The 19,122-nt window shown below is 70.8% G+C and carries 19 protein-coding genes; 14 read left to right on the forward strand and 5 right to left on the reverse strand.

The annotated features are described in order from the left end of the window. Positions 1 to 51: 51 nt before the first annotated feature. The 4 genes from ACQEU1_RS34015 to ACQEU1_RS34030 all read left to right on the forward strand — a co-directional run bounded on the left by ACQEU1_RS34015 (position 52) and on the right by ACQEU1_RS34030 (position 3,419). Entirely contained in the window at positions 52 to 759 is a 708-nt protein-coding gene (locus tag ACQEU1_RS34015) for a lysophospholipid acyltransferase family protein (protein ID WP_433210506.1), read from the forward strand. 2 nt (positions 760 to 761) lie between these two features. After that, positions 762 to 1,772 carry an NAD(P)H-dependent glycerol-3-phosphate dehydrogenase gene (locus ACQEU1_RS34020; RefSeq protein WP_433210508.1) on the forward strand — a complete coding sequence of 337 codons (1,011 nt, stop codon included), beginning with the start codon at positions 762 to 764 and terminating at the stop codon, positions 1,770 to 1,772. Then, the gene (locus ACQEU1_RS34025; protein WP_433210510.1) at positions 1,769 to 2,842 is read left to right on the forward strand and encodes a cystathionine gamma-lyase; all 1,074 of its coding nucleotides are present in this window, start codon (positions 1,769 to 1,771) and stop codon (positions 2,840 to 2,842) included. Before ACQEU1_RS34020 ends, ACQEU1_RS34025 begins: the two co-directional genes overlap by 4 nt. 118 nt (positions 2,843 to 2,960) lie before the next feature. Further along, positions 2,961 to 3,419 carry a cysteine dioxygenase gene (locus ACQEU1_RS34030; protein WP_433210512.1) on the forward strand — a complete coding sequence of 153 codons (459 nt, stop codon included), beginning with the start codon at positions 2,961 to 2,963 and terminating at the stop codon, positions 3,417 to 3,419. Here ACQEU1_RS34030 and ACQEU1_RS34035 read toward each other — a convergent pair. Further along, positions 3,400 to 4,044 (reverse strand): pyridoxamine 5'-phosphate oxidase family protein, encoded by a 645-nt coding sequence (locus ACQEU1_RS34035; RefSeq protein ID WP_433210514.1) that lies wholly within the window; start codon positions 4,042 to 4,044, stop codon positions 3,400 to 3,402. The genes ACQEU1_RS34030 and ACQEU1_RS34035 overlap by 20 nt on opposite strands. 67 nt (positions 4,045 to 4,111) lie before the next feature. On the opposite strand from ACQEU1_RS34035, the gene ACQEU1_RS34040 reads away from it, so the two are divergent. After that, positions 4,112 to 5,482, forward strand: a complete 1,371-nt coding sequence (locus tag ACQEU1_RS34040) for a PLP-dependent aminotransferase family protein (RefSeq protein WP_433210516.1) — start codon at positions 4,112 to 4,114, stop codon at positions 5,480 to 5,482. A gap of 247 nt (positions 5,483 to 5,729) precedes the next feature. Next, entirely contained in the window at positions 5,730 to 6,779 is a 1,050-nt protein-coding gene (locus tag ACQEU1_RS34045; RefSeq protein WP_433210518.1) for a D-alanine--D-alanine ligase family protein, read from the forward strand. On the opposite strand, the gene ACQEU1_RS34050 is transcribed toward ACQEU1_RS34045, so the two are convergent. Together ACQEU1_RS34050 and ACQEU1_RS34055 are read right to left on the reverse strand one after the other, a co-directional pair. Then, positions 6,776 to 7,339 (reverse strand): DUF3515 domain-containing protein, encoded by a 564-nt coding sequence (locus ACQEU1_RS34050; protein ID WP_433210520.1) that lies wholly within the window; start codon positions 7,337 to 7,339, stop codon positions 6,776 to 6,778. The genes ACQEU1_RS34045 and ACQEU1_RS34050 overlap by 4 nt on opposite strands. A 23-nt stretch (positions 7,340 to 7,362) precedes the next feature. Then, positions 7,363 to 7,596: an Lrp/AsnC ligand binding domain-containing protein gene (locus tag ACQEU1_RS34055; protein ID WP_030467939.1), complete on the reverse strand. Its 234-nt coding sequence runs from the start codon at positions 7,594 to 7,596 to the stop codon at positions 7,363 to 7,365. A gap of 97 nt (positions 7,597 to 7,693) precedes the next feature. Between ACQEU1_RS34055 and ACQEU1_RS34060 the strand changes: the two genes are divergently transcribed. The 5 genes from ACQEU1_RS34060 to ACQEU1_RS34080 are packed head-to-tail and all read left to right on the forward strand — an operon-like array spanning position 7,694 to position 11,557. Next, positions 7,694 to 8,662: a thiamine-phosphate kinase gene (locus tag ACQEU1_RS34060; RefSeq protein ID WP_433210523.1), complete on the forward strand. Its 969-nt coding sequence runs from the start codon at positions 7,694 to 7,696 to the stop codon at positions 8,660 to 8,662. A gap of 10 nt (positions 8,663 to 8,672) precedes the next feature. Next, positions 8,673 to 9,128, forward strand: coding sequence for a GNAT family N-acetyltransferase (locus ACQEU1_RS34065; RefSeq protein WP_433210525.1), 456 nt, complete (start codon positions 8,673 to 8,675; stop codon positions 9,126 to 9,128). A gap of 10 nt (positions 9,129 to 9,138) precedes the next feature. Continuing rightward, on the forward strand, positions 9,139 to 9,660 hold the full coding sequence (locus ACQEU1_RS34070) for a gamma carbonic anhydrase family protein (RefSeq protein ID WP_285645777.1): 522 nt from the start codon (positions 9,139 to 9,141) through the stop codon (positions 9,658 to 9,660). Positions 9,661 to 9,680: 20 nt separating this feature from the next. Further along, positions 9,681 to 10,355: a uracil-DNA glycosylase gene (locus tag ACQEU1_RS34075; RefSeq protein ID WP_382441118.1), complete on the forward strand. Its 675-nt coding sequence runs from the start codon at positions 9,681 to 9,683 to the stop codon at positions 10,353 to 10,355. 26 nt (positions 10,356 to 10,381) lie between these two features. Beyond that, entirely contained in the window at positions 10,382 to 11,557 is a 1,176-nt protein-coding gene (locus ACQEU1_RS34080; protein ID WP_433211945.1) for an MFS transporter, read from the forward strand. Positions 11,558 to 11,575: 18 nt separating this feature from the next. On the opposite strand, the gene rpmB is transcribed toward ACQEU1_RS34080, so the two are convergent. Then, a complete protein-coding gene (gene rpmB, locus ACQEU1_RS34085; protein ID WP_030467945.1) occupies positions 11,576 to 11,767 on the reverse strand; it encodes a 50S ribosomal protein L28 in 192 nt (63 codons plus the stop codon). Positions 11,768 to 11,915: 148 nt separating this feature from the next. Here rpmB and ACQEU1_RS34090 point away from each other — a divergent pair, with 148 nt between their 5' ends. The 3 genes from ACQEU1_RS34090 (at position 11,916) to ACQEU1_RS34100 (ending at position 17,694) form a co-directional block, all read left to right on the forward strand. Next, positions 11,916 to 13,526, forward strand: coding sequence for a DAK2 domain-containing protein (locus tag ACQEU1_RS34090; protein WP_433210528.1), 1,611 nt, complete (start codon positions 11,916 to 11,918; stop codon positions 13,524 to 13,526). Positions 13,527 to 13,540: 14 nt separating this feature from the next. Further along, positions 13,541 to 15,700, forward strand: a complete 2,160-nt coding sequence (gene recG, locus ACQEU1_RS34095; protein WP_433210530.1) for an ATP-dependent DNA helicase RecG — start codon at positions 13,541 to 13,543, stop codon at positions 15,698 to 15,700. An 863-nt stretch (positions 15,701 to 16,563) separates the two neighbouring features. Further along, positions 16,564 to 17,694 (forward strand): hypothetical protein, encoded by a 1,131-nt coding sequence (locus tag ACQEU1_RS34100; RefSeq protein ID WP_433210532.1) that lies wholly within the window; start codon positions 16,564 to 16,566, stop codon positions 17,692 to 17,694. Between the two features lie 38 nt (positions 17,695 to 17,732). On the opposite strand, the gene ACQEU1_RS34105 is transcribed toward ACQEU1_RS34100, so the two are convergent. Continuing rightward, entirely contained in the window at positions 17,733 to 19,043 is a 1,311-nt protein-coding gene (locus ACQEU1_RS34105) for a hypothetical protein (RefSeq protein ID WP_433210534.1), read from the reverse strand. Between the last annotated feature and the right edge of the window lie 79 nt (positions 19,044 to 19,122).

Raw genomic sequence — 19,122 nt, forward strand, 5'->3', positions numbered from 1 at the left:
CGGGCTAATGTGCTCTCGGGCGCAGATCAACCGCAGGTTAGGAGAGGCCTCGTGGCCAAAAGGGAGAAGGGCGGCTTCTGGGTCGGGGTCGCCGCGGCGATCGTGTACCCGCTGTCGGGCCTGCTGGGCAGGCGGAAGTACCTGCACAGCGACCGCATCCCGCGCGAGGGGGCCGCGCTGCTGGTCATGAACCACATCTCGCACCTCGACCCGATCTACGACGCGGTGTTCACGCACCGCAACGGCCGGGTGCCGCACTTCCTCGCGAAGCACAGCCTGTGGAACATCCCGGTGGCCGGGCGGATCCTGCGCGGCACGAAGCAGATCCCCGTCTACCGCGGCACGTCGGACGCCCAGCAGAGCCTGCGCGCGGCCCACGAGGCGCTGGCGGACGGCCAGGTCGTGGTGATCTACCCCGAGGGCACGATCACCAAGGACCCGGACGCCTGGCCGATGAACTCGCGCACCGGCGTCGCCCGGCTCGCGCTGCAGCACGACGGCCCGGTGATCCCGATCGCCCGCTGGGGCACGGTCGACATCTACGACCACTACAAGAAGCGGTTCCGGCCGTTCCCGCGCAAGACCGTCACCTACCTCGTGGGTGAGCCGATCGACCTCAGCGAGTTCAGGGCGCGCGAGGAGTCGCTCGCGGTGCTGCGCGAGGTCACCGACCTGCTCATGACGAACGTCAAGGGTCTTCTCTCCGAGGTGCGCGGCGTCGCGGCACCCGAGGGCTTCTACGGACCGAGGAAGGCCTGACCATGGCGATCGAACGTGTTGCGGTGCTGGGCTCAGGGTCGTGGGGCACGGCGTTCGCGAAGGTCATCGCGGACTCCGGTCCCGAGGTCGTGCTCTGGGCACGGCGCCAGGAGGTGGCCGCGGAGATCACCGATACCCGCGTGAACTCCGGCTACCTGCCCGGCATCTCGTTGCCCGCCAACCTCACGTCCACCTCGGACCCGGCCAAGGCGCTCGACGGGGCGGACGCGGTGATCCTCGCCGTGCCGTCGCAGACGTTGCGGGCCAACCTGTCCGGCTGGAAGCCGCTGCTGCCGCCGGACGCGACGCTCGTGTCGCTGTCCAAGGGCGTCGAGCTCGGCACGTTGAAGCGGATGAGCGAGGTGATCCGCGAGGTCGCCGGCGTCGACGAGTCGCAGGTGGCCGTCGTGTCCGGGCCGAACCTGGCCAAGGAGATCGCCGTCGAGCAGCCGACGGCGACGGTCATCGCGTGCACGGACCACGACCGCGCGGTGGACCTCCAGCAGGCGTGCTCCAACTCGTACTTCCGCCCGTACACCAACACCGACGTCGTCGGCTGCGAGCTGGGCGGGGCGTGCAAGAACGTCATCGCGCTGGCGTGCGGCATGGCGGCGGGCATGGGCTACGGCGACAACACCATGGCGTCGATCATCACGCGCGGCCTGGCCGAGACGGCACGGCTGGGCGCGGCGCTCGGGGCCGACCCGCTGACGTTCGCGGGCCTCGCGGGGCTGGGCGACCTGGTCGCCACGTGCGCGTCGCCGTTGTCGCGCAACCGTTCCTTCGGCGAACGGCTCGGCAAGGGCGACACGCTCGCGCAGGCGCAGGAGGCCGCGCACGGGCAGGTCGCCGAGGGCGTGAAGTCGTGCTCGTCGATCCGCGAGCTCGCCAACGCGCACGACGTCGACATGCCGATCACCGAAGGCGTCCACCAGGTCTGCCACGACGGGCTGAGCGTGCGCGACCTCGGTGCCGCGCTGCTGGGCCGCGACCGCAAGCACGAGCGCCAGTGAGCGCCGAGCTCGGCGACGGCGACGGCACGCGCGTCGTCCACTCGGTGTCCGGTGGTGCGGGCGAACCGTTCGGCGTGCAGCCGGTGTTCGCGTCGGCGTTCCACCTCGGCGGCCCGGACACCTACGGCCGTTCCGGCAACCCGACGTGGCGTGCGCTCGAAACGGCGCTGGGGTCGCTGGAAGGCGGTGAGACCGTCGTCTTCCCGTCCGGGATGGCGGCGATCTCGACGCTGCTGCGGACCGTGCTGTCCACTGGGGACACTCTGGTCCTCCCGTCGGACGGCTACTTCCTCAGCCGGAAGTTCGTGTCCGAAATGGACGTGAACGTGGTCGAGGCGCCCACGGCCGGGCCGTACCCGTCCTTCGAGGGCGTGCGGCTGGTCCTGCTGGAGACGCCGTCGAACCCCGGCCTGGACGTCTGCGACATCGCCGAGCTGGCCTCGAAGGCGCACGCCGCGGGCGCGTTGCTGGCCGTGGACAACACGACCGCGACGCCGCTGGGGCAGCGGCCGCTGGAGCTCGGCGCGGACATCGTGGTCGCGTCGGACACCAAGGCTGTCGCCGGGCACAGCGACGTCCTCTTCGGACACATCACGGTGGCTTCCGCCGAGCTGGCCACGAGGCTGCGCGACGCGCGGACGTTGAGCGGCGCGATCCCCGGCCCGTTCGAGACGTGGCTGGTGGTGCGCGGGCTGGGAACGCTGGACCTGCGGCTCGAACGGCAGGCGCGCAACGCGGCCGCGCTCTACGAGGCGTTGTCCGGCAAGGTGTCCGGGCTGCGCTGGCCGGGCGCGGAGGCCGACCCCGCGTACCTGCTGGCAGCACAGCAGATGCGGCGCTTCAACGGCGTGCTGACGTTCGAGCTCGACGACGCCCAAGCCGTCGAGGCGTTCATCGCGAAGTCGAGGTTCGTGTCGGCGGCGACGTCGTTCGGCGGCCTGCACTCGACCGCCGACCGGCGGGCGCAGTGGGGCGACCCGGTGCCGGAAGGTCTGGTGCGCTTCTCGGCCGGCTGCGAGGACACACCCGACCTGGTGAAAGACGTGTCCCAAGCTTTGGGACTGGATTGACGGAGGGTCCCGGTTCCGGGACCCTCCTGCTCATGTCCTTCAACGCATGTTGCTGTTGTACCTGGCGATAGTCCCGCGTCCTCTTTTCGCGCACTCGCCTGGTTAGGACCTCTTCCCGATGTTCGCCGTTCCTGAGAACAGCGTCGTTCTGCCTGAAAACACCCCGTTGCTGCACCCCGTCCGGGTGGCCTTGGCGTGGGCGGCCGACCGCGACCGCTGGAAGCACCTGCTCCGGTACGACCCGGAGGAGCGCTTCTCGGCGTTGGTCGACAAGACCGACGACCAGGAGATCTGGCTGATGAGCTGGCTCCCCGGACAGACCGCGTCGCTGCACGACCACAACCACACCTCCGGCGCGTTCACCGTGGTCAGCGGCCTGCTGACCGAGGTGGTGACCACACGCATCCAGGTCGTGCATTCACTGCACACCGGTCAATCGCGCGTGTGGGGTCCTGGGTACGTGCACCAGGTACGCAACGATGGCGTGGACCCGGCCGTGTCGATCCACGTGTACCGCCACGGCACACGCGCGATGACGCCGTACCACTACGACCCGGTCAACGGCCCCGTGCGCTGACGTGCGGCGGTACGTCCCTGTCCGTCTCGTGCGGTACGGGAGCACCCCACGACTGCACGAGCGGCATGTGCCCGGCCCACACGAGGTTCGCTTCGAGGTCGGACGGCTCCTCGCCGGGGCCGCCCGCACGCACCTTGACGCTCGCCTCGGTCAGGTCGATCTCCAGCGCGGCCGTCTGCGCGAGCTCCTTCTTGGACGGTTCGCGCGCGTAGTCCCAGCTGCCGGGCGTGACGTGCTCGACGATGACCTTCAGCGCGTGCCGCGGGTCCTCGGCGATCTTCGCGGTGCCGTGGATGATCGCGGACCGGTAGTTCATCGAGTGGTGGAACACCGACCGCGAGTAGACGACGCCGTCCACGAGCGTGACCGCGACGCAGACCTGCTTGCCTTCGAGCATGCTCCTGATGGACCGCGAGCCCGTCGAGCCGTGCAGGAAGATGCGGTTGCCGTCGCGCCCGTACGCGGTGGGGATGAGGAACGGCGCCCCGTCCACTTCCACGGCGAGATGGCACACGAGGCCCGCGTCGAGGATGTCGTAGAGCACCTGCCTGTCTTCGACGGCCCGGTTCTTGCCGCGGACGACGGTGCTGCGCTGGGTGGGGGAGAGCTGCACGTCAGAGGTCATGCTTCTAGCCTGCGGGGTTAAGTGGCATCATTGAAGCGCCATCTTCCATCGATTTGAGAAGGCCACTTTGGCTGAGACCGCGCTGCCCGTGGCGCTGGACCGCGAATCCGCCGAACCGCTCGCCGTCCAGCTGGCCGACGCCCTGCGTTCCGCCGCGTCGGAAGGACGCCTGCGCGCGGGTGACCGTTTGCCGTCAACGCGCGCGTTGGCCGACTCGCTCAGAGTGTCCCGCACGGTCACAGCCGCCGCCTACGAACAGTTGCACGCGGAAGGCTGGATCGCCGGACGGCACGGTTCCGGCACGTACGTCACCACGACCCCGCCCGGCCCGCTGCGCAAACGTTCGCGCAAGCCCGTCGCACCCGCCATCACCGACTTCGTGGACCTCGGCACCGGTGCTCCCTGGGCGGGCGGCCTCGACCGGGCGGCCTGGCGCCGGGCGTGGCGAGCGGCGGCGGACGCGCCCCCGTTGTCCCGCCCCGAACGCGCGGGCCTGCCCGAGTACCGCGAGGCCATCGCCGAACACCTGCTGCGGCACCGGGGCCTGGCCGTGAACGCCGACCCGGTGCTCGCGACCGGCGGCACCACCGCCGTGCTCACCGAGATCGCGACCGCCGTGCTGCAGCGCGGCGACGCCGTGGCCGTGGAGGAACCCGGCTACCAACGGGCCGTGGGCGTCTTCCGCGCCAACGGCCTCCGCGTGGTGCAGGCCGCCGTCGACGCCGAGGGCCTGCTGCCCGACGCCGTACCCGATGGGGTGAAAGCCGTCTACTGCTCGCCCGCGCACCAGTACCCGTTGGGCGGCCGCATGTCCGCCGGCCGGAGGGTGGCGCTGGTCGAACGGGCGCGGCGCGACGGCTGGCTCGTCATCGAGGACGACTACGACGGCGAGCTCCGCTACGACGTGGCCCCGCTGCCGTCGTTGGCCGCGCTGGCACCGGACGTCGTCGTCCACCTCGGCACCACCAGCAAGATCCTCACGCCCACGCTGGGTGCCGGGTGGATGGTCGCGCCGGAGCACATCGCCACGACGGTCCTCGAACACCGCGACCTCACCGGCACCAGCCCGGCCGCCGCAGGCCAGCGGGTCGTCGTCGAACTCGCCCGGACGGGCGACCTCGGCCGGCACCTGCGCAAGCTGCGCCGCGAGCTGTCCGAGCGCCGGGCGTTGATCGTGGACACGTTCGCCGCGGCGGGCATCAGGATGCTCGGCGACGACGCGGGCGCGCACGTCGTCGTGCTGCTGTCGTCGCTCGACCGCGAACGCGAGGTGATGCGGCTCGCGCTGGAACGCGGGCTGCGAGTCGACGGGCTGGCGCGGCACTACGTGAACAGGCCGAAGTTCCACGGGCTCGCGATCGGGTACAGCGCGTGCTCGCGGGAACAGCTCGCGGGGGCGTTGCCGGTGCTGACCGAACTGCTCACAGCGGACGGCTGACCGCGACGACCGCGCGGGCGACGACGAAGCCGAGCTGCCAGGCGGAACCCGCGCGCCGCCGCCCAGTGCTCGCCCGCGCTGTCCTTCGTCACACCCCCTCTCCGCCACGGCGCGCGACGAGCCGGACCACCTCGCCGAAGCTGGGGTTCGGTTCCCGCAGCGAGGCGATCATGCGGTCCCGGTCCGAGCACGAGGCCAGGCCAACTGTCTGGTAGGCACAATCGCCCAAACGGGTAGGGTCGCCCGCATGACGCAGCGCAAGACGAGGGTGGCCGTGGTCTTCGGCGGCCGCAGCTCCGAGCACGAGGTCTCCTGCCAGTCCGCCAAGAGCGTCCTGCCGCACCTCGACGCGGAGCGGTTCGACGTGGTGCCCGTCGGCATCACCCCGCAGGGGCAGTGGTCGCTCGGCACGGACCCGACCGCGCTGGAGTCCGGTGCCGGCAACCTCCCCACGCTGCGCGACCGTGCCGTCGTGGCGGTCGAGCCCGGTGTGGCGCTCAAGGACGTCGACGTCGTCTTCCCGTTGCTGCACGGCCCGTGGGGCGAGGACGGCACGATCCAGGGTCTGCTGGAGCTCGGCGGCCTGCCGTACGTCGGACCGGGCGTGTTCGCGAGCGCGGCCGTGATGGACAAGATCTTCGCCAAGAAGCTGCTCGCCGCCGAGGGCATCGAGGTCGGCAGGTTCGTCGCCCTCGACCGTTCCGCGACCACGTTGACGCTGGACGAGCGCGAGCACCTCGGCCTGCCGGTGTTCGTGAAGCCGTCGCGCGCCGGGTCTTCCGTGGGCATCTCGAAGGTCGGCAGCTGGGACGACCTCGACGCCGCGATCTTCGAGGCGCGTCAGCACGACCCCAAGGTCATCATCGAGTCGGCCGTGCCGAACCCCCGCGAGATCGAGCTCGCGGTGCTGGAGTTCCCGGACGGCCGGATCGAGGCCTCGCTGCCCGCCGAGCTGCGCCCCGTGGGTGACGGCGCCGACTGGTACGACTTCGAGGCCAAGTACGTCAACGACTCCTACGAGGCCGACATCCCGGCGAAGCTCGACGACGACGTCACCGCACGGCTGCGCGAGCTGGCCGTGAAGGCGTTCAGGGCGCTCGACTGCCAGGGACTGTCCAGGGTGGACTTCTTCCTCACCGAGGACGGCCAGGTGATCCTCAACGAGCTGAACACCATGCCGGGCTTCACGCCGATCTCCATGTACCCCAAGGCGTGGGAGGCGACGGGCCTCGACTTCCCGGCGTTGCTGACCACGCTGATCGAGACGGCGCTCAAGCGCGGCTCGGGCCTCCGTTAAGCAGTGGTCTTGACCGGCTGCTTGGGCAGCAGGTCGCGCACCGTGGTGGAGATGTCCTGCAACGGTCCGGTGCCCGCGTCGGCGGGCACCGTGAGCGCCACGTACACGCCGCGGTCGACGATCACCCACGTCGAGCTGTCCGCACCGGGCAGCTCGAGCCACTGCACGTCGGAGATCACGCGCAGCTGCGAGGTCGCCGACAGCTCGGACGGCCTCGGCAGCCCGCAGCGCAGAACCACCGGATCGTGTTTGGCGTCACCCCACGCCACGGAAGCCGGCGGGGCGGGCGTGGCGATCTCCCGGCGCGGCAGCATGTCCTTCCCGGACGGCAACCCCACCGGCAGCTTCTCGACCAGGGAAGCGCATTCCGGTGAGCCCGCCGCCGGCGCGTCGATCGAGACCAGCGCGAGGGGACCCGTGCGACCGGGCACGTCCTGCGACTGGTTTCCCGTGCCCAGCCACAAGCCGAGGCCGGCGACACCGATGGCGAGCACGACAGCGAGCCCGACCGCCGCGAGCAACGGCCGGGACAGCGCTGACGTGGTTTCCTGCTGAGTCACCCGGCTATGACAACACGGGCTGACTAGAGATGGACCACCGGGCAGGTCAACGTTCGGGTGATGCCCTCGACGTTCTGGATGCGCGCGACCACGAGCTGGCCGAGCTGGTCGACGGTCTCCGCTTCGGCGCGCACGATGACGTCGTACGGACCGGTGACGTCTTCTGCGGTGGCTACCCCGGCGATCCCGGAGATCTCGGAGGCGACTGCGGCGGCCTTGCCGACCTCGGTCTGGATGAGGATGTATGCATGCACCACGGCGTGCCCCTTCGTCGCGACAGGTTGGGTCGAGGTAGGAACGTGTCACGCAACGTACCCCAGTTGGGGTTCCGAATGCTCAGATTGGGAGGCAACTTTGCGTCCGGAGCCGCCGCGCGACGCGGAGACGGTCGCCGATGTGGGTGAGTTCAATCTCATCCACCGGGTGACGACCGGTCGGGCGCAGCCGGAGACGACCATCCTCGGGCCGGGTGACGACGCGGCCGTCGTCGCCGTCCCGGACGGACGGGTCGTCGCCTCGATGGACGTCCTCGTCGAGGGTGTCCACTTCAGACTCGACTGGTCCAGTCCTGAGCAGGTGGGCCGAAAAGCGGCCGCGGTGAACCTCGCCGACGTCGTCGCGATGGGAGCGTTGCCGTCCGCGCTGCTGGTCGGTTTCGCGTGTCCGGCGGACACCCCGGCGTCCGTCGTGCAGGGGATCATGGCCGGGTTGTGGGACGAGGCGGCGAAGGCCGGCGCGGGCATCGTCGGGGGCGACATGGTCAGCTCCGCCACGCTCGTGATCTCCATCACCGCCATGGGCGACATGAACGGGCTCGAGCCGATCACGAGGTCCGGCGCGCTCGTCGGGGACGTCGTGGCGGTCACCGGACGGCTCGGCTGGGCCGCCGCCGGGCTCGCCGTGCTCGGCCGCGGCTTCCGTTCGCCGGTCGGGATAGTGAACGCCCAGCGCACCCCGGAACCGCCGTACGAGGAGGGGCCGAGGGCAGCGGAGGCGGGCGCCACGTCCATGATCGACGTCTCGGACGGGCTGCTGCAGGACCTCAGCCACATCGCGGACTCGTCCGGCGTCGCGATCGACATCCGCACGGAGCTGCTGCCGTTGCACCCGCGCCTGCTCGACGTGGCGTCGGCGCTCGGAGGGGACGCCCGGCACTGGGCGCTCACCGGCGGCGAGGACCACGCGCTCGCGGCGACGTTCCCCGGCCCCAAGGCCGTGCCGCCGAACTGGACGACCATCGGCACGGTCCGCGCGGGCGGAGGAGTCACGGTCGACGGCAGGGTCTACGAAAAACCTCCTGGCTGGGAGCACTGGCGGGCGTAAACTGACTCCTGTGGAACTATTCACGCGCGCGTATGACCATCCGGACTCGGTCAAGATGATCGACGACCTCCAGCAGGTCTACGTCGAGCGCTACGGCGACGTGGACATCACGCCGGTCGACCCGGCGCAGTTCGCGGCGCCGCTCGGGTACTTCGTCATCGGCTACCTCGACGGCGTGCCCGTGGCGTGCGGCGGCTGGCGGGTGAACGACGAACTGGCCGGCGCCGCCGAGATCAAGCGCATGTACGTGGTCGACTCCGCACGCGGCAAGGGCCTCTCCCGGGCCGTGCTCGCGCATCTGGAGGTCACCGCGCGTGAGGCGGGCCTGGAGCGCATGGTCCTGGAGACCGGCACGCGCCAGCCCGAGGCGATCAGCCTGTACACCTCCAGCGGGTACGAGCGGATCGCCAACTTCGGCGTCTACCGCGACCACCCGGACAGCCGCTGCTTCGGGAAGTCGTTGTAGGTTCGAGCGCATGGCCATTTATGCGTTGGGGGACTACACGCCGCAGATCCACCCGGACGCGTACGTCCACCCGGACGCGACCGTGATCGGCGACGTGCGCATCGGCGCGTTCTCGTCGGTGTGGCCACAAGCCGTGCTGCGCGGCGACTACGGGCGCATCGTCGTCGACGAGCGCACGTCGATCCAGGACGGCACGGTCATCCACTGCACCGAGGTCCACCCGGTGCACATCGGATCGTCCTGCGTGGTCGGCCACAACGTGCACATCGAGGGCGCCACCGTCGCGGACGAGTGCCTGATCGCCTCGGGTTCGGTGGTGCTCAACGGTTCCATCGTGGAGAAGGGCGCGATCGTCGGCGCCGGCGCGGTGGTCTCGTTCGACGGCCACGTCCGCGAACGCACGATGGTGCTGGGAGTTCCCGCCCGCGAACGCGCCGGACACGTTGTGCCGGAACGGGCCTGGGAATTCATCGTCGAGAAATACGTGCAGAACATAGCTTTGTACCGGGAGAAGCTCCGCCGCCTCGATTAGGTGAGATAGGGTTCACAGCCGTGGCTCGTCCCCTCACTGAAGTTGTCGAAGCCGGTTGGGCTGAAGCTCTCGCCCCCGTCGCTGACCAAATTGCCGCCATGGGTGAGTTCCTGCGCGCGGAGGTTTCCGCCGGTCGCACCTACCTTCCCGCGGGCGAGAACGTGCTGCGCGCGTTCCAGCAGCCGTTCCACCAGGTGAAGGTGCTGATCGTCGGCCAGGACCCGTATCCGACGCCCGGCCACGCGGTCGGCCTGTCGTTCTCGGTCGCGCCGGACGTCCGGCCCATTCCCAAGTCGCTCATCAACATCTACAAGGAATACGCGGAGGACCTCGGTCACCCGATTCCGTCCAACGGCGACCTGACGCCGTGGTCCGAGCGCGGTGTGCTGCTGCTCAACAGGGCGCTCACCGTGCAGCCGGGCAAGGCGAACTCCCACCAGGGCAAGGGCTGGGAGGCCGTGACGGAGCAGGCGATCAAGGCGCTGGCCGCCCGTGACGCACCGCTGGTCTCCATTCTGTGGGGCCGCAACGCGCGCAACCTCCGCCCGCTGTTGGAACCGTTGCCCGCCATCGAGTCCGCGCACCCGTCGCCGTTGTCGGCGCACTCCGGGTTCTTCGGCTCGAAGCCGTTCAGCCGCGCCAACGAACTGCTGGAGAAGCAGGGCGCCGAGCCGATCGACTGGAAGCTCCCGTAGTTGCTCCCGCCCGCCGCGATCTGACGCTGACGGCCGCAGGTGCGGCCGTCAGCGAGTTCGGCAACGCGTTGTCGTTGCTGGTGCTGCTGTTCTGGGCGACGCCGATCAGCTCGTTGCTGGTGGCCGCGATCCTCGTCGCCGAACTGCTGCCGTTCGTGCTCGGTGCGCCTCTGGCCGGCGTGCTCGTCGACCGCCTGCCCAACCGCCGCCTGCTGATCGTCGCGTTGCTCTGCCAGGGCGTCGCGATCTCGGCCATCGCGCCGTTGATGGGGCAGCCCGCGTTCGTCGTGGCGCTGGTGCTCGTCTCCGGTTGTGGCCGTGCGATCGCCCAGCCGTGCATCTCCGCCCTCGTCCCGCACATCGCGGGCGAGGAGCAGTCCACGCGTGCGTACGCGTTGCTGGGCACCACTCGCAGCGTCGGCACCATCGCCGGGGTCACCGGTGGAGCGCTGCTCGCCGGGTTCTTCGGCCATCCCGCCGCGATGCTGATCGACGGCGCGACCTTCCTCGCCTACGCGGCGCTGCTGGCGTTCGTGCGGTCGGAGCGCAGGCCGTCGGGGGAGCACTCGGCACGGCCCAGCGCGATGGCCGGGATCCGGCACGTGCGGCGGGACTCCCTGCTGTTCGCGGCGATCGTCGGCCTGGCGTGCTTCGTCGGCGCGACGGTGGTGATCAACGTCGCCGACCCCGCGTTCGTGCGGTTCGTGCTGCACGGCAACGAGTTCCTGCTGGGTGCCATGCAGGCGTGCTGGATGGTCGGCATCATCGTCGGCAACCGGATAGCGGCGCGGCTGACGTCGGCGTCCCAGCTCGCTCAGGCGCTGGCGATCACCGGGGTCACCACGGGCATCGCGGTGCTGATCCCGGCGACGTTCCCCTTCGTCGCGGCCGCCGTGATCGGGTGGTTCATCGGTGGCGTGTCGAACGGCGTGGACAACGTGACGATGAACGCCATCGTGCGGTTGCGCACGCCGGAGGAGATGCGCGGGCGTGCGTTCGCCGCGGTCGGATCGATGGTGACCGGCGCGAACCTGGTCGGCACGGCCGCAGCGGGCCTGTTGCTGCTCGTCATGGGGCCGCGGGCGGTGTTCGCACTCGGTGGCACCGGGGCGTTGCTCGTCGGCGTCGTGTGCCTGGTGTTCGTGCGGCGGGCCCTGAAACGCGAAGAGAGCCCGGCCGTGGCCGAGCTCTCTCCGAACTAGAACGAACTGTGGCGGTGATCAGCCGCGCACGACCTTGCCGGCCTTCAGGCAGGACGTGCACACGTTGATCCGCTGGCGCTGCGAGGCCGAGACCTTCGCGCGCACAGACTGGATGTTCGGGTTCCAGCGGCGGTTCGTCTTCCGCTGGGAGTGCGAAACCGAATGGCCGAAGCCCGGCCCCTTGCCACAGACGTCGCACACGGCAGCCACGTCAGCCACTCCTTCAGGTTCCTCAAGCGGTAAGTCATGCGTCCCGGTGGGCGCGCAAGCGTGCACAAGCCTCAACCGGGCACGGCAACTCAATGAGGGTAGCCGGTGGGCTCACCCGTGACCAAACCGGGTGGATACTCTCGCCGCCATGCAGGTCATGGATGCGGTCGCGGTGCGCAGGTGGGCGGACGCCTGCGTGCGGTCGCTGGACGCCAATCGGGAGTCGATCGACCAGATCAACGTCTTCCCCGTCCCGGATGGTGACACAGGCACGAACCTGCTGCACACGATGCAGTCGGCGCTGGACGCGCTGCTGCGTTCGCCCAGGTCGACGGTCGGGGACGCGCTGTCGGCGCTGGCCCGCGGCGCGCTGGCCGGGGCTCGGGGCAACTCCGGCGTGATCCTGTCGCAGGTGCTCAGGGGCCTCGCGGAGACCGTGCAGGAGGTCTCGCTGGTCACCGGGTCGGCGCTGCGCAAGGGCCTGCACCGGGCCGACGAGCTGGCCACGGCGGCGGTGTCCAAGCCGGTTCCGGGCACGGTCCTGTCGGTGCTGCACGCCGCGTCCGAGGCCGCTCGCGACTGCGCCTCCGACGAGCTGGACGACGTGGTGATGGCGGCGTCACGCGCGGGGGCCGTCGCACTGGCGGACACGCCCCGTCAGCTCGCCGTGCTGGCCAAGGCCGGGGTGGTCGACGCGGGCGGCCGCGGGCTCGTTGTGTTGTTGGACACATTGGCCGCGGTGATCACCGGCCAGAGTGTGGAAACACCGATAGACGCTCCCTTGCTGCCCCGCACGCCCGAGTCGCTGACGACCGAGCGGGAGAGCGGGTCGTCGGAGTTCGAGTACGAGGTCATGTACCTGCTCGACGAGACGTCCGAAGATCTTGTCGTTGAGCTGAAGGCGACGTTGAACGGGCTGGGCGACTGCGTCTCGGTCGTGGGCGACGGGGCGTCGTTGTGGACCGTGCACGTGCACTGCAACGACATCGGCGCGGCCATCGAGTCGGGTGTGCGCGCCGGCCGTCCGCATCGCATCACGGTGGCGCGGTTCGCGGACCAGATCGCCGCGCAGGCGTCCCGGTTCGTGCGCGACCGGGCGATCGTGGTGGTGGTGAGCGGCGCCGTGGACCTGTTCCGTGCCGAGGGCGCCACGGTGTTCGACCTCGCTTCTTCTTCGGCGACGCCCACGGACCTGTTGTCGGCCATCGTGTCGACGCGCGCGCGTCACGTCGCCGTGCTGCCGGGTGATCCGGACATCCGGGAGGCGTTGGACGAGGCCGTGGCGTACGCACAGGCCGCAGGGCAGGACGTGGTGGTGGTGCCGACGTTCTCGCCCGTGCAGGCCCTTGCGGCGTTGGCGGTGCACGACTCCTCCAGGCGTGCCGGTGACGACGTTGTCGCGATGGCCGAGGCCTCCGCCGCCACGCGCCGCGGTGAGCTCGCGATCGCCGCCGACGAGGCGATCACGTGGGTGGGCCGCTGCCAGCCCGGAGACCTGCTGGGCATGCTGGACGGCGAGGTCGTGCTGATCGAGCCCGGCCCTGCGGCCGCGGAGTCGTTGATGGACCTCTCGTGCCGCCTGGTCGACCGGATGCTGGCCGGTGGTGGTGAACTGGTGACGGTGCTGCTGGGCGCCGACGCGCCGGAGGGCCTGGTCGACGTGCTGGAGGACCACCTGCGGGTCACCCATCCGGAGGTCGAGGTGACGGCGTATCCGGGCGGCCAGCCGGACGCGGTCATTTTTGTCGGTGTCGAGTAGTTCAATGGGACGCGATGATCTCCTTCGACGACAAGCTGCAGCCGTTGCTCGGCAAGAAGACCGCCGACGCACTGGAGACCGGCCTCGGCCTAACGACGGTCGGTGACCTGCTGCGCCACTACCCGCGCCGCTACGACGAGCGCGGGAAGCTGACGGACATCCGCTCGCTGGAAATCGACGAGCACGTCACGGTGCAGGCCGAGGTCCGCAAGTGCCAGAAGCGCCAGATGAAGGCGCGCCGCGGCCAGATGACCGAGGCCGTGATCACCGACGGCACCTCGGAGCTGCACCTGGTGTTCTTCGGCAAGCCGGCGTTCGTCGCCGAGCAGGAGCTGCTGCCGGGCACGCGCGCGTTGTTCGCCGGCAAGGTGGGCCGCTACCGGCAGAACCTGCAGCTGGTGCACCCGGCGTTCGAGGTCCTCACCGCGGAGCAGGACGGGTCGTCGTTCCTGCAGGCGTTCCTGCCGGTCTACCCGGCGTCGCAGCACATCAACACGTGGAACATCGCGAACTGCGTGAAGCAGCTCCTGGAGATCTGGGACGGCGTGCCGGAGGACCCGCTGCCCGCCGACTTCCGCGAGGAGCAGGGCCTGATCGGCCTGGAGGACGCGCTGCGGTCGATCCACCGGCCGGAGAGCTGGGCGCAGATCTCGGTGGCGCAGCTGAGGCTGAAGTGGGACGAGGCGCTGGCCGTGCAGCTGGCCCTGGCCCAGCGCCGCAAGGCCTCGACGGCCCGCCCGGCGCCCTCGTGCGCGCGCCGGTCAGGCGGCATCCGCGACGCGTTCGACGAGCGGCTGCCGTTCACGCTCACGGCGGGCCAGGTCGAGGTGGGCGAGCAGATCGCCTCCGACCTGGAGTCCGTCGTGCCGATGAACCGCCTCCTGCAAGGAGAAGTGGGCTCGGGCAAGACCATGGTCGCGTTGCGGGCGATGCTCCAGGCCGTGGACGCGGGCCGGCAGGCCGCGATGCTCGCCCCGACCGAAGTCCTTGCGGCACAACACGCCCGCTCGTTGTCCGAGATGCTCGGCGACCTGGCCCAGGCGGGCCAGCTCGGCGGCGCCGAAGAGGCGACCCGAGTGACGCTGCTGACCGGTTCGATGAACACGGCCCAGCGCCGTCAGGCGTTGCTGGACATCGTGACCGGCGAGGCGGGCATCGTCGTCGGCACGCACGCGATCATCCAGGAGAAGGTGGAGTTCCACTCCCTGGGTCTGGTCGTGGTCGACGAACAGCACCGCTTCGGCGTGGAGCAGCGCGCCGCTCTCTCGGCCCGGGGCGAACGCGAGAACCCGCACGTCCTGGTCATGACCGCCACCCCGATCCCGCGCACCGTGGCCATGACGGTCTACGGCGACCTCGAAGTCTCGGCCCTGCGCGAACTCCCTGGCGGCCGTTCCCCGATCAAGACGTCGGTGGTCCCGGCCCGCGAGAAGCCGGCCTGGCTGGACCGCGCCTTCGCCCGAGTGCGCGAGGAGGTGGCGAAGGGCCACCAGGCGTACTTCGTGTGCCCGCGCATCGGCGACGAGGAACCGGCCAAGTCGGAAGGCGACGACGACAAGCGCCCTGCCCTGTCCGTGATCGACGTGGCCACCATGCTCGCGGCCGGCCCCCTGCGAGGCCTGCGCATCGAAATCCTGCACGGCCGCATGCCACCGGAGGACAAGGACGCCGTGATGCGCGCCTTCGCCGCCAACGAGGTCAACGTCCTCGTGGCCACCACCGTCATCGAGGTGGGCGTCAACGTCCCGAACGCCACCGTGATGGCCATCATGGACGCGGACCGCTTCGGCGTCTCCCAGCTCCACCAGCTCCGCGGCCGCGTGGGCCGCGGCAGCGCACCAGGCCTCTGCCTCCTGGTGACCGAGATGCCGGAGATGACGGCCACGATGGAACGCCTGCGCGCCGTGGAGTCCACTCTGGACGGCTTCGAACTGGCCCAGCTGGACCTGGAACTCCGCCGCGAGGGCGACATCCTCGGCGCCGCGCAGTCGGGCCGCCGCTCAGGCCTCAAGATGCTGTCACTGCTGCGCGACGAGGACATCATCGCCGACGCCCGCACCGCCGCCCAGCAGGTCGTGGACGCCGACCCCGACCTGGAGAAGCACCCGGGCCTCGCAGGCATGGTGGCGACCCTGCTGACGGAGGAACGAGCGGAGTACCTGGAAAAGACCTAGCCAGGCCGCCCCGCCCCGCATAGCCCGGCTGGAGGGCGGCAGGGACGGCACGCCGCGCCGAGCAGCACGCCGCGCCGAGCAGCACGCCGCGCCGAGCGGCGCGGCTGTCGAGCGGCGCGGCTGTCGAGTGGGCCCGCACCTGCACGGAATGGCGCGGCGTGCAGACCGGGCGATGCGCCGCGCGCAACGGAGGCCTGCGCCCCTGGCCACCTGCGTCCCGCCCGCTTGCCTGCCATCTCGCCCGGCCGCCTCGCCTGCCACCGGCGCCCCGCGTGCGTCCCACGCCAGCTGCGTCGCACCCGCCTGCGCCCCGCCACCCCGCAGCCCGCCTGCACCCCGCCACCCCGCAGCCCGCCTGCACCCCGCCACCCCGCAGCCCGCTCCGCCGCAGCCCGCTCCGCCGCAGCCCGCTCCGCCGCAGCCCGCTCCGCCGCAGCCCGCTCCGCCGCAGCCCGCTCCGCCGCAGCCCGCTCCACCGCGGCCCGCTCCACCGGCGGCCCACTCGACCGCGGCCCGCTCCACCGGCGGCCCACTCGACCGCGGCCCGCTCCACCGGCGGCCCACTCGACCGCGGCCCGCTCCACCTGCGGCCCGCTCCACCTGCGGCCCACTCCATCCGTGCCCCGCCCGCGCCCGCCCGCGGCCCGCTCCGCCGCGGCCCGCTCCGCCGCAGCCGACTCCACCTGCGGCCCACTCCACCTGCGGCCCGCTCCATCCGTGCCCGCCCTCGCCCGCCCGCGGCTCAGCCCCGCCCTCCTCCCACCCCACCGCCTGCGCTCCCAAACCTCTCTCACCCGAAGGTGTGAGCGTGCCTCTGCCCGATTCGTCCGGTACCCGCAGCCGTCCTCGGTACGGTCCCCACCGTGCGTCGCATGATCATCACCGCGCTGGCAGCCGCCCTCACCCTCGTCACCACGCCCTCCCAGGCCTGGGCGGCCCCCGTGCTGCTGACCGGTGAGCAGTCGAGGTACCCGCACGCCCTCCGCCTGGAGCACGGCCCGCAGCGCGGCTCGATCCTCGTGGTCGTGCACGGCGACCACGCCGTGAACGTCCTGAAGGCCCCGCGCACCGGCAAGCGGTTCAAGCGGATCGCCACGTTCGTCGACGACGCGAGCGCTTCGGAGACGTGCTGCGGACACCTCTACGAGCTGCCGCGCCAGGTCGGTGACATGCCGGCCGGCACGGTGCTGTGGGCCGGGTCGGTCGGCACGAAGCCGGAGACGCTCAAGGCGCGGATCTGGCGCAGCGACGACGCCGGGCAGTCGTGGCGGTTCCTGTCGGAGTGCGCGCGGGCGAGGCCGGGTGGCGGGCTGTGGGAGCCGGACCTCTCGGTCGACGCCTACGGCCTGCTGCACTGCTACTTCTCCGACGAGTCGGACGGCGCGCACAGCCAGTACATCGGGCGCACCACGTCGAAGGACGGCATCACGTGGTCGGCCAAGGAGAAGATCGTCGCGGTGGCCCAGAGCTACCTGCGACCCGGGATGCAGCAGGTCAAGCGCCTGCCGACCGGCGAGTACTACATGATGTACGAGATCTGCGCGCAGCCGGACCAGTACTTCTGCGAGGCGTTCCACCGCAGCAGCAGGGACGGCGCTGACTGGGGCGATCCGACCAACCACGGCACCCGGCCCACCACCAAGGACGGCAAGTACTTCGCGCACACGCCGTCGATCGTCCTCGCGCCCAACGGCACGGCCACGGGTCGTGTGCTGCTCATGGGGCAGATGCTGATGTCCGCGAACGGCAAGGTCGACCCCGGCAACGGGCGCACGATCTTCGTGTCCGAGAACGGCGGCAGGAGCGGCTGGTACGAGATGCGCGCGCCGGTGCCGGTGCCCCAGGCGCGGGACAAGGTCTGCCCGAACTACCACCCCAGCGGGGTCGCATCGCTCGACGGCAGCGAGTTCATCGGGTTCGCGAGCGACTACACGGCGAACGGCGGCTGCCACACGAGCTGGGCCACGACGAGCCTGCCGCCGTTCCCCGGCTGAAAACGGGGTGGCTCGAACCGAGCCACCCCGCCGGGCGATCAGTTCTGGCGCGGCCTCGGCAGCTGCTGGGTCTTGTCCGCGTCCTCCTCGGCCGAAGCCGCAGCCGGCGCCTCGTCCTCCGCAGAGCCGTCCTCCAGCGGCTTGAGCACCGACATCGCCGCCTCGACGGCCTCCTGCGCCGCGTGGAACTGCGTGGCGAGGTTGTCGTGCGCCGCCCGCAGCGCAGCCTCCTTCTCGGAGGCGTTGGCCGCGCGCTGGTCCGCCGAGGCAACGGCGGCGGCCGACTTCTGCTCCGCCTCGCGCACCAGGTTCGACGTGCGCGTCTCAGCGTCGCGGACGAGCGTGGACGCCTTCTCGTCGGCTTCGCGCACGGTGGTCGCGGCCTTCTCGTCCGCCTCGCGCACGGTGGTCGCTGCCTTCTGGTTGGCGTCGCCGACCAGGGCGGCCGCCTTGTCCTCCGCCTCGCGCAGGGTCGTCGCCGCCTTCTCCTCGGCGGCGCTGACCAGGGCGGTCGCGGACGCCGTCGCGTCCGCGGTGGTCTTCTCGGCACGGGCGAGCGTCTCGGACTCGAGCTCGCCGAGCACCTTCTCCGCCTCCGCCTTCTTGGCGGCGAGCTCACCGTCGAGAGTGGACAGCGCGGCCGTGCGCCGCGCCTCCGCGTCGGCGGCGATCTTCTCGGCCTCGGTCCGCGCGTCCGCCAGCACCTTCTGGTGCTCCGCGGTCAGCTTCGCCTTGAGACCGTCGTACTCCTGGTCGAGCTCGTCGTTGTACGCCTTGTACTTCGCGTCGAGTTCCACGCGGTGGGCGTCGAGGTCGGCCGACTTCTTCTCGAACTCGCCGGCGATCCGCTCACCGTTCGCGCGCACGTCGGCGACCAGGGCCTCGTGCTCGGCCGTGAGCTTGCCCTGCAACGCCGCGTGCTCGGCCTCGAGCTCGGACCGGCGGCCGGCGGTCTGCTGGTCGAGCTCGGCGTGGCGCTGCTGGTAGTGCATCTCGAGCTGCTTGCGGCGGGCTTCGGTCTCCGCCAGCAGGCGCTGGTGCTGTTCGCGCTGGTCAGCCGCCCACTTCTCGGCCTCGCCACGGGTCGCGGCGGCCTTGTCGAGCGCGTCCTTGCGGATGTCCGCGATCTCTTCCTCGGCCAGGCTCATCATCACGCGGACGCGCTCGGTGACGTTCGACGCGCTCACGGGAGCGTTGGCGAGGTTCTGCAGCTGGACCTTGGTCTTGTCGAGGTCGGCGCGCATCGCGTTGAGGAGTTTGGTGAGCTCGCCCACCTGCGCGGAGGCCGCGTCGCGGGCGCGGTTGGAGTTCTTGAGATCGAACTCCAACCGGGTGACGCGCTCGTTCACCTGTCGCTGGTTGTAACCACGGAGGACAACGTCGAAATGCGGTGTGCGGGCAGTAGGCTGCCCGGCTCCATCAGCCCCG

The sequence above is a fragment of the Lentzea sp. CA-135723 genome, from assembly GCF_050936595.1.
GTDB lineage: Bacteria > Actinomycetota > Actinomycetes > Mycobacteriales > Pseudonocardiaceae > Lentzea.